Below are 15,244 nucleotides of genomic sequence, written 5' to 3' on the forward strand. Positions count from 1 at the left end.
GGCGGCTGGGTGGCGTGGCGCTATGCGCTGGCCCAGCCCGCGCGGGTCGACGCGTTGCTGTTGATCGACGCCGCGGGAATGCCGCTGCGCAAGGGGGAAAAACGCCCCGAATCGAACGTCGGTTTCCGCATCCTCGAATATCCCTTTGGCCGCTGGCTCGCGACCCGGGTGACGCCGCGGATGCTGGTCGAACAGTCGCTGCGCGGGTCGGTCGAGAAACAGGATATCGTCGATGATGCGATGATCGATCGCTATTGGGAATTGCTGCGCTTTCCCGGCAATCGCGCCGCGACCGTCCTGCGCGCGCGGATGGACCGCGAACCCGAAATGGCGGCGCGCGTCGAAGAGATCAAGGCGCCGACGCTGATCCTGTTCGGCGACAAGGACCGGCTGATCAACCCGACCGCGGCCAAGACCTTCAACGAACGGATCGCCGGCTCGACGGTCGTGCTGCTGCCCGGCATCGGCCATCTGCCGATGGAAGAAGCGCCCGATGCGACCGCCCAGGCGATCGCCGATTTCCTCAAGCTGCGGCTTGCACCGCCCCCGGCTGATCGAGGAACTGGCTGATCCGCGCCGCAACGGCGGCAGCATGGGTGAAGGGGAAGAGGTGCGATCCCGGCACCACATCCAGCACCGCGCCGTCGATCTGGTCGGCCAGCATCTGGCCGAAACAGGCGGGCATGACGCCATCGCGTTCGCCCGCCAGCACCAGTGTCGGCAGGTTTTTCAGTCCGGACAGGAAACCGACGCTGCTCCATCCGGTCATCGCCGCGGTCTGGTAAGCGATGCCCAGCGGGGTCGCGGTCTGGATCTTGAGCCCGCTCGCGACCATGTCGTCGTCGAACATGGCCGCCCAGCCGATCCCCGGCGCGCCCATGACGGGCGTGGTCGCCATCAGCACCAGCCGCCGTACGCGGCCCGGGAACTGGATCGCGATCTGCTGTGCCAGCGCGCCGCCCCAGCTGAACCCGGCGAGGTCAAGGCTCTTGTGGCCCAGACGGTCGGCTATCTCCATCACCACCGCCGCAATGGTCGGCGCGCCATAGGGCAGCAGCGCGTCGGGCGATCCGCCGACGCCGGGCATGTCGAGCGTCCAGACTTCACGGCCGTGGATTTGCGCCAGCAGCGGCGCTGCGGCGACGATATCGGCGCCGATGCCGTTGAGGAACAGCAGCGGCGTGCCGGGGGCGCCTTCACGCCAGCGCGCGACGCGCAACGAAAGGCCGTAGACATTCTGGGTGGTGATGGCGGGGCGGCCGCTGATCCTGCTCATCGTGGAGCCTTCGCATATCTTGATGGCACGCGAAAGACCGCTGGCCTACTCCGCCAGCCGCGCCGGTTCCGCCGCCTGCTCATAACGCAGGCAATCGAAAATCTTGGCGCCCGCCAGAAAAACCGACCCGGTGCAGGCGAGCAGCAGCAACTTGCCGCCAAGCCCCGGATATTCGTGCAGATAGGCGGCGCCGCGCGCCATCGCCCCGACGGCGAGGGCATAGATGATGAGGCACGCTTCAAAGCGGGTCTTGATGACGAACAGGCGTCCGATTTTTTTCAGCATCACCCTTTGTCCAGCAAGAGCCGTGCCACCGGCGCAAAAGCGGGAATCGCCGCGCCGGGCTTATGGTAAATTGTAAGTTAATCCGACAGGTGAGGGCAAGGGGTGCCTGTCCTGGGCAGAGGAAGGCCCGCCAACATCCTTCCTGTCGCACAGCGATGGGGAGGGGGATCGCTTGCGAAACGACGGGCGGATAAGGGCTGCGTCCAACCGGCCGCCCGTCTCTCGCGTGGGACGAGCCGCTACGCCGTGCGCGCGAACCAGATGACGTGTCGGGGGCCTTTGCCGTTGGACCGCGCGCGGACGCCGACTTCCTCGACCCGGAAACCGGCCGCGCCCAACCGCGCCTTGAACCGTGCATCGGGCGCCGCCGACCAGATCGCCAGGATGCCGCCGGGTTTCAAGGCGGCCTTTGCCGTCGCCAGCCCCGCAGGGGAATAGAGCCGGTCGTTCGCAGGGTGCGTCAGGCCGTCGGGACCATTGTCGACGTCGAGCAGGATCGCGTCGTAGCGGCGCGTAGCCGCTGCAATGGCCGTCGCGACGTCGCCGATGACCAGCTCGACGCGCCGATCGTCGAGGCAGCCCGCCGCAAGGTCTGCCATCGGCCCGCGCGCCCAGTCGACGATTTCGGGGACCAGCTCGGCGACGGTGATTTTCGCGTCAGGCCCCAGCCGCGCGAGCGCCGCGCGCAGGGTAAAGCCCATGCCATAACCGCCGATCAACAGATGCGCCTTGTCGGGGCTGCGCAGCCGATCGCACGTCATCGTCGCCAGCGCTTCCTCGGACCCGCTCATCCGGCTGCTCATCAATTCATTGCGGTCGATCGCGATGATGAAATCGCCGCCGCGCCGGTACAGCCGCAGCTCGTCGCCGCCGGGCACCGCCGCCGTGCCGATCAGTTCGCGCATCTTCACGGGCAGGTCAGACGAGTTCGCCGAGGCCGAGCGTTTCGAGCAGTGCTGCCCGCGCGCTCCGCACCTCGCCCGCCAGCGTCGCCGACGCAAGGTCGCCGGGGGCGATCGCCTCGGGCCAATGGCTCGCGACGATCGCGGCGATCCGGTCGAGCTTCGCTTCGTCGGCCAGGAAGCGCGGATCGACCGTCGCCGGATCGGCGACGACGCGCAGCCGCAGGCACGCCGGGCCGCCGCCGTTCGCCATCGACTGGCGAACATTGACCGGCAACAGGCGGCGGATCGGGCCATTGCCCGCGACATGGGCTTGCAGCCAGGTCCATACCGCGGGCGTGTCCTGCGCCTCGGTCGGCAGCACCAACCCCATGCCGCCGCCATCGGGCAGGCTGACGAGCTGGGCGTTGAACAGATAGGATTTGATCGCGTCGGGCAGGCTCACCGCGCTCGCGGGCACCTCGACGATCTCGACCGCGGGAAAGGCGGCGCGGATTTCGGCATGCGCCGCCTCGCGATCCTCGAACGCGCTTTCGTGCGTGAACAGCACATGCTCGTTCGCAACCGCGACCACATCATTGTGGAACGCGCCGCCCTGGATGGCGCTGTCCGACTGGCGGATGAACAGCGTCCGCGCGGGATCAAGCCGGTGGCGCCGCGCGATCGCCTTCGACGCGTCGAGGTGCTGGCGTGCGGGGAAACGGCCGCCGCCGACCCCATAGACGAAGATTTCGACGCCAGCGGCATCATGTCCGCTACACAAGCGCATGTGGTTCGCCGCGCCCTCGTCGCCAAAGGGGGCGGGGACGGGTGAATGCACGGCAAAGGCGGCATCGGCAAAGGCAAGGCGAAGCTGCGCCAGCGTGCCCGGCCATTCGTGGCTGCGGTGCGGCATGGTGACAAGGTTCGCGACGGTCAGATGGCATTTGCCGTCGGCGCTGTCGGGCGCGGGCGACACGGTCGCGGCGTTTGCCGCCCACATCGACGATGCCGACCACGCCTGCGCGCGCAAATGCCCCTCGGCCTGTTCGGGTGTCGTGCCGAGCGTGTCGAGCCAGGGCGCGTCGGGCCGGTCGAGCGGCGCAAAGAAACCCTGCGGCAGCCCGAGCGCCAGATTGTGGCGCATCTTGTCGATGCCCTGAAGCGCCGCCGCGCGCGGCTGCGATACGTCGCCGGCATTGTTTGCCGACGCGATGTTGCCGCGGCTGAGGCCCGCATAATTGTGGCTGGGGCCGATGATTCCGTCGAAGTTGATTTCGGTGAGCATCGGTTACCGGCCGATCCAGCTGATCGCATCGCCCTTGCCGACGCCCAGGATCCGCGCTGCCTCTGCGTCGATCGTCGCATCGGCGCCGACCTTTCCGAAACAGCAGCGAAAATCGGCGAGCCGGCCGGTTGCGATCAGCGCGTCTTCGCCGGCATCCTGGCCGGCGGGGATGATGCCCGTCACATCGACATGCTTGGCGTCGCGAATGCTCGCGACCTGATCGGTGCGCGCGGTCATGGTCGGGCCCCCGTCAAAAATGTCGACATAATTTTCAAAGGCAAAACCCTCATTCTCCAGCATCCGCATCGCCGCGCGCCCGGTCGGATGCGGCACGCCGATGACGCTGCGCGCATGTTCGCCCAGCATCGCGATATAGACGGGATGCTTGGGCATCAGGTCGGCGATGAACTGGTTGCCATGGACGGCGTTGAACTGGTCGGCTTCCTGGAAACTCATGCCAAAGAATTTGCCCGCGACGCCGTCCCAGAAAGGCGAACCGCCGGCTTCGTCGATCACGCCGCGCAGCTCGGCAAGGATGCGGTCGCCGAAGCGCGGCCGGTGACGCGCGATGAACAGATAACGCGAGCGCGCGAGCAGCAGCCCCAGCCCGCCCGCGCGGGCGGCCGGGTGCAGGAACAGCCCGCCAACCTCGCTGGCGCCGTTGAGATCGTTGCTCAGCATCAGCACCTGCGCATGGAAAGTGCGGCCGAGCTGCTCGCTATGCTTGCTGTCGGTGCCGATGCGATAGGAATAAAAGGGCCAGCGCTGCCCGACCTGGCCGAAAATCTGGCAGGTGCCGCGCACTTCGCCGCTGTCGAGATCCTCGAGCACCATCAGATACAGCTCGTCGGCAGGATATTCCCTTTCCGACGCAAAGCCGCCTTCAGCGCGTTCGAGCTTGGCGCGCAGCGCCTTTTTGTCGGGGGGCAGGTTGGTGAAGCCGCCCCCGGTCAGCTTCGCCATTTCGTAAATGCTTTGCAGGTCGCCCGGTTTGGCCGCCCGGATCACATAGTTCACACAGTCCCCCGTTCCGCTATTCTTATCATGGTCAGTGCCGACAATTGCGCGCGTTCGGGCAAGCTGCCGACGATCAGGAATTCGTCCGACGAATGGATCGCCCCCCCGCGCGGTCCCATCGTGTCGACGACCGGCACGCCGCAGGCCGCGATATTATTGCCATCGCACACCCCGCCGGTCGCGTTCCAGCTGATCGGCGGCAGGCCGAGCGCGGCGCCGCAGTCGCGCACCAGCTCGAACAATCGCGTCGCTGCGGCATCGAGCGGTTTGGGCGGGCGGTTGAAACCGCCATGGACGTGACAATGCACGTCATGGTCGCGCGACACCGCCGCAATCGCATCGCGCATCGCTGCCTCGGCCGCCGCCATCGCCTCAGGGGTCGACGGGCGCATGTTGACGCGCAGGATCGCGCTGTCGGGGACGATATTGTTCGGCCCGCCGCCGTCGATCTTTGCGGGATTGACCTTCAGCGTATCGGATTTCAGCGCGCCAAGCCGCAGCGCGAGGTCGGCGGCGGCGAGCAGCGCATTGCGTCCCTCGTGCGGATTGCGCCCGGCATGTGCGGCGCGGCCATGGACGATGACGGAAAAATTGCCGCTCCCCGGCCGCGCGCCCGCCAGCGTGCCGTCGGGCAGCGCGGGCTCGTAAGTCAGCGCCGCGGTCTTGCCCTTCGCCAGTTCGGCGATCAGCCGCGCCGATGCCTGGCTTCCCGTTTCCTCGTCGCTGTTGATCATCACGTCATAGCCGACACGGCCCGCGAGCGGCGAGGCTTCCAGCGCCGTCAGCGCCGCGAGGATCACCGAAATGCCCGCCTTCATGTCGGCGGTGCCGGGACCGTTGAGCACGCCGTCGTCCAGCCATTTGAGCGTCTGGAACGGATGGTCCGCGGCAAAGACGGTGTCCATATGCCCGGTCAGCAGCAACTGGACCGGCGCCTCGGGCCGCACGCGCACATGCAGGTGGTCGCCGCGCTGGATGGTGTTGACGGTGCCGGCGCTATCGACGCTCTCGACCGGATCGGCGGTAACCAGCCGGACGTCGCCGGGCAGCGCCGCAAAAGCATCGGCCAGCGCGCCCGCGACAGTTTTCAGACCGGCGAGATTGCCCGTGCCGCTGTTGATCGCGGCCCAGCTCTCGACCTGTGACAGCATCGGCGCATCGGCGGCGCGTTCGAGCAGTTCGGTTTCGGTTGCGGTGACGGATGTCATGCCGCGGCTATAGACGCGGGCAGGGCCTTTTGGCGACCCCCGACAAAGCGTCAGCGCGTCTGCGCGGGTTTGGGCAGCGGGGTGTAGCCGCGAAGCTGCGCCGCCTCGCGCGGCGAAAGCTCGGCTTCGATCGCGGCCAGATTTTGGTTCGCTCGCGCGTCCTTACGCCCCTTCTGCCTGGTCCCCGGCTTAGGAGGAATGCGGGATGGCGGCAGCGATGAAGAGGGCAAGGCAGGCAAGGGCGCGGCGCAGCACGGTCGATGTCGTCTTCTGGTTGGGCACGGCGCGTGGCAACACTCGCGGATCGACGGCGGATTTCGCGACGGCGATACCGTAAATCACTGCCGTCCGCCGCCGGTTCGGCTAGGTCCGCATTCTATTTCCCCGAATCGCAACGCATTAACGAAAAGTTCGAGCCGGCTTCGCTAGGCTGGCCGAACCGATAAGCGAGTGAGCCGATGACGACCGCCTTTGTGCTTGGCATCAACATGTCCATTGCCGGCGTTTTTGCCGTGGCGTTCGCCGTGGTGGCGGCCACGAACCGCAGCGCGCGCGGGGCGCGTTGGCTTGCGGCGGGCTATGGCATGGGCATCATCTATGTCGCGCTCGAATTTCTGTTGACGCGGCAGGTCGACCCGACCCCCGTCGGGATCGGCATATTTCTGGTATTTCTGCTCGCGCTCAGCTTCGCATTGATCGGCACCGCCTATCATTACCGCACCCGACCGCCGTGGAGCGCGATGGCGGCGATCTGGGTCGCAACCATCCTGGCCGTGCCGGTGATCTTCAGCATGGCCTATGGCTCGACACCGCGGCTGATGCTCTATCAGCTTCCCTATTTCGCGATGCAGGGCTTGCTGGGGCTGGTGGTCTGGCGCTCGGGACGGCGGCAGGCGCTCGACCTGTTGCTGATCGCCCTGCAAGTGATGGCGGCGCTTATCTATGTCGCCAAACCCTTCGTCGCGGCGATCGTCGGCACGGCCAGCGCACCGCAGGGCTATATGGCGACAACATATGCCGCGATTTCGCAGAGCGGCAGCGTCGTCACCCTGATGGCGATCGCGCTCGTCCTGCTGCTCGTGATCATGCGCGATACGACCGCAGAGATGGTGGCACGTTCGGAAACCGATCCGCTGTCCAGTGTGCTCAACCGGCGCGGCTTTGAACATCATGCCGAACAGGCGTTGATGCGCAGTGAGGGAGCGGCGGTGCTGATCGCCGCCGATCTCGACAATTTCAAGAATATCAACGACAGTTTCGGTCATGCGGCGGGTGACGGCGTGATCGCGCATTTCGCGGCGATGCTGGTGGACGCCGCGCCTGCCAAGGCGATCGTCGGGCGCATCGGGGGCGAAGAGTTCGCCGTCCTGTTGCCCGATGCCTTGCTGTCCGACGGGCGGCTTTATGCGGAAACCGTGCGGCTCGCCTTTGCATCGGCGCGATTGCCGGTCCTCGGCGTCGACCGCGGGTTCACCGCATCCTTCGGCGTCGCCCAGCGGACGTCGGACAATTCGCTGTTTGAATTGTCGCGCCGCGCCGACGCCGCGCTGTACCGGGCCAAGGCCGCCGGGCGGAACCAGGTTCGCGTCGCGCTGGGCGAAATGCCGCCCGCGGCGGCGCTCGGCGCCGCCTGACCTCAGACCGCGAGCAGCGGCGTGTCTTCCTCGCGCGGGGGCGCGGCTTCAAAGCCGGGCAGGGGGTCGAAGCCATCGTCGCTCAATTCGATCGATGCCAGCCCGCCGAGCTTGAAATGGCCGAGACGCGGGTCTTCGTCGGATCGCCAGCTTTTGTTGAGGTTCAGCGCGCTGATGAACAGGTCGCCGCGTCGCTCGAACAAAAGATGCGGCGCCAGCGTCAGCACCTGGCCGTTATAGTGCGCGGTCACCAGACGTTTGCGGGCGATCGCTTCCATCAGTTTCAGTCGTGTGTCGTCCATGAGTCCGGATCAGTTGGGGAGAGAGATTTTTTCGTTGTGCGATGCAACGTAAACTACATGGCCCCCATTGAAAAGCGCCCATTGCCAATCGAAACCAATCGCGGCATAGCGCGCTGGCCCTTTCCTCCCCGGGTCCACTGGCGCAGCCGCGCCGACCAGAGGGTGCTTGCATGACCGAATTTCTCGACCGTTCCGGCCTGTCCGTCGATTCGCGACTGGCCGATTTCATCGAGCAGCGCGCGCTGCCGGGGACGGGGCTGGACGCCGATCAATTCTGGAACGACTTCGCGGGCCTGCTCGGCAAATTCGCGCCCGAAAATGCAGCACTGCTGGCGAAACGCGAGGATTTGCAGGCGCAGATCGACGCGTGGCACGAAGCGCGGGTCGGACAGGCGCATGACGCGGCCGCCTATCAGGCTTTCCTGCGCGAAATCGGCTATCTCGTTCCCGAGCCCGCGGCGTTCCAGGTCGGCACGCAAAATGTCGATCCCGAAATCGCGACGATGGCCGGGCCGCAGCTCGTCGTCCCCGCACTCAACGCCCGCTTCGCGCTAAATGCCGCCAATGCGCGCTGGGGCAGCCTCTATGACGCGCTTTACGGCACCGACGCACTCGACGCGCCGCCCGCAATTCCGGGCGGTTATGATGCGGTACGCGGCGCGGCGGTGATTGCCCGCGCCAAGGCGTTTCTGGACGCGACGGTGCCGCTCGCGTCGGGAAGCTGGGCCGACTGGCAGGGTGGACAGCCGACGCTTGCCGATCCGGCGCAATGGGTGGGCAGCAAGCCCGGCGGCATCCTGCTCCGCCACAACGGCCTGCACATCGAACTGGTGATCGATTCGGCAAGCGCGATTGGTAAAAGCGATCCGGCGGGGATCGCCGATGTTGTGCTCGAAGCGGCGCTGACGACGATCATCGACCTGGAGGACAGCGTCGCGGCGGTCGACGGTGAAGACAAGGTGCTCGGCTACACCAACTGGCTCGGCCTGATGCGCGGCGACCTGACCGAAAGTTTCGACAAGGGCGGCAAGACGGTCACGCGCGCGATGGAGGCCGATCGGACATGGACCTCGCCGTCGGGTGAGGCATTCACGCTCCACGGCCGCAGCGTGATGTTCGTGCGCAACGTCGGCCATCTGATGACGACGCCGATGATCCGGCTGCCCGGCGGTGCCGAAGCGCCCGAAGGGCTGTGCGACGCGGTGATTACTTCGCTCTGCGCGCTCCACGACCTCAAGGGTCTCGGCGCGCTCGCCAACAGCCGTGCGGGCAGCATCTACATCGTCAAGCCGAAGCAGCACGGGCCCGAGGAATGCGCCTTCACAAACCGGCTGTTCGACCCGGTCGAGGATATGCTGGGCCTCGCGCGCCACACGATCAAGGTCGGCGTGATGGACGAGGAACGTCGCACCAGCGCCAACCTCGCCGCCTGCATCCACGCGGTCAAGGACCGCATCGTCTTCATCAACACCGGTTTCCTCGACCGCACCGGCGACGAAATCCACACGTCGATGCGCGCGGGTCCGATGATCCCGAAAGGTGAGATGAAGGCGAGCGACTGGATTGCTTCTTACGAGGATCGCAACGTGCGCATCGGCCTCGCCTGCGGCCTGTCGGGCAAGGCGCAGATCGGCAAGGGCATGTGGGCGATGCCCGACCTGATGCGCGCGATGCTCGATGCCAAGATCGGCCATCCCAAATCGGGCGCGAACACCGCCTGGGTGCCGTCGCCGACCGCCGCGACGCTCCACGCGCTGCACTATCATCAAGTCGATGTCTTCGCGCGTCAGACGGAAATCGCGGGCGAAGCGGTGCCCTCGCTGGACCGCCTGCTCGCCATCCCCGTCGCGACGGGGCGTAACTGGAGCGAAGCCGAAATCACCCGCGAACTCGACAATAATTGCCAGGGCATATTGGGCTATGTCGTGCGCTGGATCGACCAGGGCGTCGGCTGCTCGAAGGTCCCCGACATCGACGACGTCGGCCTGATGGAGGATCGCGCGACGCTGCGCATCGCCAGCCAGGCACTCGCAAACTGGCTGCTCCACGGCGTCTGCACCGCGCAGCAGGTCGATGCCGCGCTCGCGCGCATGGCGGCCAAGGTCGATGCGCAGAACGCTGGCGATCCGCTCTACGAAAAACTGACCCCCGACGGCATCGCATATCAGGCCGCGCGCGCGCTGATCTTTGAAGGCGTGACCCAGCCGTCGGGCTATACCGAGCCGCTGCTGCACAAATATCGCCAGGCGAAAAAGGCGGCCTAAGGCCGGTCCAAGTAGTTTCTCCTCTTCGTCATCCCGGACCCGATCCGGGATGACGAAGGAAGACAATCTGGATTCGTGCGCTCTCGCCGCCGCTTTGATACAATACAGCTTGCTCCGTCCGCCTATAACGCGGCATTTGCGGTATATGGCAAACTGGGGGCAGGGCGATGACGGCACCGTTCAATTTCGGGCAGCTCAAATTTCTGAAGGCGTTGACCGAGGCATTGTTTCACGACGCCGACATGGTCATTTCGGCCGATCAGGTCGTCGCCAATATCTGCGACCTGTTCGACAAGGTGGGCGGGACCAAGCTCGACGAGATCCAGCTGTCGTTGACCGCGACCGAATTGGTGCTCGGTGGCCCATTCTTTACCGAGGATGACGTCGCCGGGCGCGCCGCAAAGCTCAAAGCCCGGCTCCAGAACAGCCAGATCGACCTGTTTCAGGATATGGCGCGGCTGCGCGGCATCATCTATGCCTGCTATTACGGCCATTGGCAGCCTGGGCTGGAACCCGGCGACCAGAGTGCCAACGCCGCCAACCCGGTGCATCGCCAGATCGGTTTCACCCTGCCGAAATTCCGCCAGCGCGGCAATTATGACGTGCCGCTGGAGCCCGTGCGCGGGCGCGAGATCGACCCCGCGCATATCCTCGATGCCGACAGCGTTGAAGGCGAATATGACGTGATCGTCATCGGTTCGGGCGCCGGGGGCGGGGTCGCCGCCTATAATATCGCGGCGCAAGGCTACAAGGTTCTGATCGTCGAGGCAGGGCCATTCTATCCCAGCCACGCGATCACGCATCACGAGCTCGACATGATCGCCAGTCTTTACAAGCATGGCGCGCTGCAAACCTCCACCAACCGCGATTTCGTCGTGTTTCAGGGGCGCTGCGTCGGGGGCTCGTCGACGATCAACAACGGCATCTGCCTGCGCGTCAACGAGGCAGGCCGCACCCACCCCGACGCGAAGGATGTCCTTGCCAAATGGGCGAGCATTGGCGCGCCGGTCGACGCCGCCGCCTTTCACGCCAGCTACGACGCTGTGCAGGCGAAGCTCGGCATCGCGCCGATCGAACCGCGCAGCGGACGTCACAACGGCCCGCACCTGATCGAGGGGTGGCGCCGCTTTGCCGCGGGGTCGAACGACCCCCGCGACCAGCGGGCGATCGCCGACTGGTTCGCCAAAAATTTCGGCCCGCCGAACACCGTCAACGCCTGCGCCTATTGCGGATATTGCAATTCGGGCTGCGCCTATGGCCGCCGCATGGGGGTCGCGCAAACCTATCTGCCAGAGGCGTGCCGCGATTTCGGGGCGCGCATCCTGCCGAATACCAAGGCCGATCGCATCGTTTGGCAGACCGCCTATGACGGACGGCGCGAGGCAGAGGCGGTGAAACTGATCCTGCCCGACGGGTCGAAGACGCTGGTCCGCGCGCGTGTCGGCGTCGTTGTCGCGGCGGGGACGATCGCTTCGTCGAAACTGCTCGACCGCAGCGATATCGACGGCACCGGCTATCAGGTGTCGCTCAACGTCGCCTCGCCCGTCGTCGCGCTGATGCCCGATGGTATCGGCGGCGATGCGTGGGACGAGGACCAGATGTCGAGCTATGTCGACTGCGGCGATTTCCTGCTCGAAAGCCATTTTCAACCGCCGATGTCGATGGCCTCGCTGATGCCCGGCTGGTTCGGCGATCATGCGACGCGCATGAAGAATTTCGGCCGCGTCCATTCGGCGGGCATATTGTTTCCCGCCGACCGGCGCGGGCAGATCGTCGACGGCAAATTGAAGTTCAGCCTTGACGCCAGCGACGACCTGCCGGTGCTGCGCGACGCGATGGCGACATTGACGAAGGTGCATTTCGCCGCGGGCGCGCTGGAATGCTATCCCGCCCTCGCCAAGGGACAGACGATCACCCCCGACATGGATGTCGACGCCTTTTTCCGCGATGCGATCCGCGAACAGGATGACGTCACCCTGTCGAGCAGCCATCCGCACGGCGGCAATGCGATCAATGAGGATCCGCAACATGGCGTCGTCGACCCCGACTGCCGCGTCCACGAAACGACCAATGTGTTCGTCACCGATGCCAGCACCTTCCCAAGCTGCATCCGCGTCAACGCGCAATGGACGACGATGGCGATGGCGCAATATGCGACCGGGCGGCACGATCCCTTTCGCTGAGCCGCAATCGCGCCTACATGGCGCGCGCATGTTCCAGGTCGCCGCCCTCTATCGCTTCGCGTCGTTCGACGATCCTGCCGCCCTGCGCCAGCCTTTGCTCGATCTGTGCGCGGCTGAGGGCGTGATGGGCACGCTCCTCCTCGCGCGCGAAGGCATCAACGGCACGATCGCGGGCACCGAAGCGGGAATCGCCGCGGTGCTCGGCCATATTCGCGGCCTGCCCGATTGCGCCGGACTCGACGTCAAATTTTCGACCGCCGCCGCTATGCCGTTCCAGCGGATGAAGGTGCGGTTGAAAAAGGAAATCGTGACGATGAAGGTCGCGGGACTCGACCCCGCGCGCGACGCCGCGCCCTATGTCGACCCCGCCGACTGGAACGCGCTCGTCGACGACCCCGATACGGTGCTGATCGACACCCGCAACGGCTTCGAGGTCGGTTACGGCAGCTTCGACGACGCGATCGACCCCGACACGAAAAGCTTTGGTGAATTTCCCGATTGGTGGCGCGCGAACGCCGACCGTTTTGCGGGCAAGCGCGTTGCGATGTTCTGCACCGGCGGCATCCGCTGCGAAAAATCGACCGCTTTCCTGCGGCACGAGGGCGTCGAGGATGTCGTCCACCTGAAGGGCGGCATATTGGCGTATCTGGAGCAAGTTCCTGCCGAAGAAAGCCGCTGGCACGGCAGCTGTTTCGTGTTTGACGAGCGGGTGAGCGTGGGGCACGGACTGGTCGAGGTGGGCGAGAAGGAATAGCGGTTCGGTGTCCGCTTACTCACTATCTTTCGTCACCCCGGACTTGATCCGGGGTCCATGACGACGGTTCTGTTATGGATCCCGGATCAAGTCCGGGGTGACGAGGAAGAGAAAACCCTCCCCATCGCTGCGCGACAGGAAGGATATTATGTCCGCTTCCGGTCGCTACCCCACCGTCAGCGTATAGGTCACCCGGTAATCGCTGGCATCGCCGTCCAGCGTCCGGGTGAACGTCCCCGGCGTATCGCCAAGGTCGATCGTCCCGATATTGTCACTACCGCCGATGTCGTCGAACTCGCGCAGTTGGAAACTCACCGACTGGTCGAACTCGAAACTTTGGTCGACGACCCAGCTCTCACCCTTTTTGATCGAGTAAATCTCGCTCTTGCCCTCGGGAAATCGCTGCCCCGTGTTGAACCGCAGGAACAGCTGGTCGGGCAAGCCAAGTCCAAGGCGGCCGGTCAGCTTGACGCATTCGACGCGGACGTTCGACAGGGTGAATTTGCGCGTCGCGGGACGGGCTGCGGCGGCCGGTTCGGTCATCGCCGTCATCGTCACCGGCGCTGCGATCGCAGCCGGGCCTTTCAGCAGCCGGTTGATATTGTCGCCCGCCTGTCCCGCATATTTGCCTGCCGGAAATTCGGCGAGATAGGCGCTGAAGCCGCGGACGCTGTTTTCCGACGTCGCTCCCTTCCACAGCAACTCCTCCAACCCGCTGCGGTCGCCCGCCGCCTTCGGGGCGGGCGCCGCGGCGCGGGGCACCAGATAGACCGGCGTGCCGGTGATGCTCGCGCTGACGAACGGGCGCTGGCTGCCGCCGGTCGCCGCCAGCACATCGTCGCGGATCAACCCGCCCAGCAGTTGCACCGGCACATCGGGCTGCGGCAGGCGTTTGGCGAGTGAGGTGGCAAAGGGTGAATTGCCGCTGGTGCCGTCGGCGGCGGTTTGTCCCGGTGCGGCGGCAAAGATGACGAGCACATCGTCGGCCTCGACCCCCGCCAGCCCGTTTTCGACCGCGCGCGTCCCCGACCGCCACGACCGGCCAAAGGGGTTGTTGCGGCACGAATCGAGCACGACCATGCGAATCTGCGCCCCCGATACCGATTCCATCAAGCGATCGAGGTTGATCGCCTCATAAGGCAGGTCGAGGTCCGATTTCAGCTGCGCGTCGGTCGGGATCAGCCAGTTCTTGCCCTGTGCCTCGATCCCGTGCCCGGCATAATAGACCATCGCGACCTCCGCCCCGTCGGCCTTGGCGCGAAAATCGCGCATCGCTTTCTGGAAATCATTGACCGCCAGGTCGGATGCGACGGTCACATCGTCGAACCCGGCCGCGCGCGCGGACGCGGCGATGATCCGGATGTCGTTGGCGGGGTTCGCCAGCCGGCTGGTATTGGCATAATCGCCATTGCCGATGACCAGCGCGACCTTCCGCGCCTCGGCCGCGGTGGGCGCGAGCAGGAACAGGAGGATGAGGGTGACAAACCAGAATCGCATCATCTCGCAATCCTCTCTTCAACGGGCTTTGGCGTGGCTAGGCTGCGCGCGCCGCACCATATTCGACCCAGCCAAAAGGTCGCGGCGTCTGGGGCATATAGGCGGCGGCCTGCCGATCGACGGCAAAGCCCGCCTTTTCATACGCATCGCTGATCGGGCGCGTCAGGTGGCAATTGCCCCCGATCCGTTTCCACAACGGTTCGACCCGCCGCTGCCATTTGGCGACGCCCGCATCGGGCGCGGCGCCATGTTCGAGGAACAGCGCGGTCCCGCCGGGTTTCAATACGCGGCGGATTTCGCGCAGCACCGCGGCCTGATCGGCGACCGAGCAGAGCGTGAAGGTGGTGACGACCGTGTCGAACTGTTCGCTGTCGAACGGCATCGCTTCGCCGATCCCTTCGCGGATATCGGCCTCGATCCCGCGCGCCGCTGCCGCCGCGACGCTCATCGCCAGCAATTCGGGCGACGGATCGAGCCCACTGAAGCTTTCGATCTGCCCCGGGCGGTAAAATTCCATATTGATGCCGCCGCCGCAGCCTAGTTCGAGCACATGGCCGCGCGCGTGCGGCACCACCTTGCTGCGCAATTTCATGATCTGCCCCTGCGAACAGGCGCATTTGATCAACCGCGGCACCCCATGACGTTCCCACCAACT

The 15,244-nt window shown here is 65.6% G+C and carries 15 protein-coding genes; 5 read left to right on the top strand and 10 right to left on the bottom strand.

Features of this window, described 5'->3' with window-relative positions:
• Positions 1-570 (top strand): alpha/beta fold hydrolase (locus A3E77_RS15475; protein WP_293647541.1); only part of this gene is annotated, 570 nt, incomplete at its 5' end.
• Here A3E77_RS15475 and A3E77_RS15480 read toward each other — a convergent pair.
• The 7 genes from A3E77_RS15480 to A3E77_RS15510 form a co-directional block, all read right to left on the bottom strand.
• The gene (locus tag A3E77_RS15480) at positions 524-1,276 is read right to left on the bottom strand and encodes an alpha/beta fold hydrolase (RefSeq protein ID WP_293647543.1); all 753 of its coding nucleotides are present in this window, start codon (positions 1,274-1,276) and stop codon (positions 524-526) included. The two genes, A3E77_RS15475 and A3E77_RS15480, sit on opposite strands and share 47 nt — an antisense overlap.
• 45 nt (positions 1,277-1,321) lie before the next feature.
• The gene (locus tag A3E77_RS15485) at positions 1,322-1,561 is read right to left on the bottom strand and encodes a hypothetical protein (protein ID WP_293647545.1); all 240 of its coding nucleotides are present in this window, start codon (positions 1,559-1,561) and stop codon (positions 1,322-1,324) included.
• Between the two features lie 239 nt (positions 1,562-1,800).
• The gene (locus tag A3E77_RS15490) at positions 1,801-2,472 is read right to left on the bottom strand and encodes a spermidine synthase (protein WP_293647547.1); all 672 of its coding nucleotides are present in this window, start codon (positions 2,470-2,472) and stop codon (positions 1,801-1,803) included.
• A 7-nt stretch (positions 2,473-2,479) separates the two neighbouring features.
• Entirely contained in the window at positions 2,480-3,730 is a 1,251-nt protein-coding gene (locus tag A3E77_RS15495; protein ID WP_293647549.1) for an N-succinylarginine dihydrolase, read from the bottom strand.
• A 3-nt stretch (positions 3,731-3,733) separates the two neighbouring features.
• Positions 3,734-4,747, bottom strand: a complete 1,014-nt coding sequence (locus tag A3E77_RS15500; protein ID WP_293647551.1) for an arginine N-succinyltransferase — start codon at positions 4,745-4,747, stop codon at positions 3,734-3,736.
• Entirely contained in the window at positions 4,744-5,955 is a 1,212-nt protein-coding gene (locus A3E77_RS15505; protein WP_293647553.1) for a hydrolase, read from the bottom strand. The genes A3E77_RS15500 and A3E77_RS15505 overlap by 4 nt, the downstream gene beginning before the upstream one ends.
• A gap of 189 nt (positions 5,956-6,144) precedes the next feature.
• On the bottom strand, positions 6,145-6,297 hold the full coding sequence (locus A3E77_RS15510) for a hypothetical protein (protein WP_293647555.1): 153 nt from the start codon (positions 6,295-6,297) through the stop codon (positions 6,145-6,147).
• A gap of 116 nt (positions 6,298-6,413) precedes the next feature.
• Between A3E77_RS15510 and A3E77_RS15515 the strand changes: the two genes are divergently transcribed.
• Positions 6,414-7,589, top strand: a complete 1,176-nt coding sequence (locus tag A3E77_RS15515; protein ID WP_293647557.1) for a GGDEF domain-containing protein — start codon at positions 6,414-6,416, stop codon at positions 7,587-7,589.
• 2 nt (positions 7,590-7,591) lie between these two features.
• Here A3E77_RS15515 and A3E77_RS15520 read toward each other — a convergent pair whose 3' ends face one another.
• The gene (locus tag A3E77_RS15520; protein WP_293647559.1) at positions 7,592-7,891 is read right to left on the bottom strand and encodes a WYL domain-containing protein; all 300 of its coding nucleotides are present in this window, start codon (positions 7,889-7,891) and stop codon (positions 7,592-7,594) included.
• 170 nt (positions 7,892-8,061) lie between these two features.
• Between A3E77_RS15520 and A3E77_RS15525 the strand changes: the two genes are divergently transcribed.
• The 3 genes from A3E77_RS15525 to trhO all read left to right on the top strand — a co-directional run bounded on the left by A3E77_RS15525 (position 8,062) and on the right by trhO (position 13,092).
• Entirely contained in the window at positions 8,062-10,155 is a 2,094-nt protein-coding gene (locus tag A3E77_RS15525; protein WP_293647561.1) for a malate synthase G, read from the top strand.
• Positions 10,156-10,322: 167 nt separating this feature from the next.
• Positions 10,323-12,338 carry an FAD-dependent oxidoreductase gene (locus A3E77_RS15530; RefSeq protein WP_293647563.1) on the top strand — a complete coding sequence of 672 codons (2,016 nt, stop codon included), beginning with the start codon at positions 10,323-10,325 and terminating at the stop codon, positions 12,336-12,338.
• A gap of 28 nt (positions 12,339-12,366) precedes the next feature.
• Complete coding sequence (gene trhO / locus A3E77_RS15535; RefSeq protein ID WP_366652645.1) at positions 12,367-13,092, top strand: oxygen-dependent tRNA uridine(34) hydroxylase TrhO; 726 nt, start codon at positions 12,367-12,369, stop codon at positions 13,090-13,092.
• 165 nt (positions 13,093-13,257) lie between these two features.
• Here trhO and A3E77_RS15540 read toward each other — a convergent pair whose 3' ends face one another.
• Together A3E77_RS15540 and A3E77_RS15545 are read right to left on the bottom strand one after the other, a co-directional pair.
• Positions 13,258-14,592: a caspase family protein gene (locus A3E77_RS15540; protein WP_293647565.1), complete on the bottom strand. Its 1,335-nt coding sequence runs from the start codon at positions 14,590-14,592 to the stop codon at positions 13,258-13,260.
• A 34-nt stretch (positions 14,593-14,626) separates the two neighbouring features.
• On the bottom strand, positions 14,627-15,244 hold a 618-nt coding region (locus tag A3E77_RS15545), incomplete at its 5' end, for a class I SAM-dependent methyltransferase (RefSeq protein WP_293647567.1).

The sequence above is a fragment of the Sphingopyxis sp. RIFCSPHIGHO2_12_FULL_65_19 genome (genome assembly GCF_001830555.1).
In the GTDB taxonomy this organism is placed as follows: Bacteria; Pseudomonadota; Alphaproteobacteria; order Sphingomonadales; family Sphingomonadaceae; genus Sphingopyxis.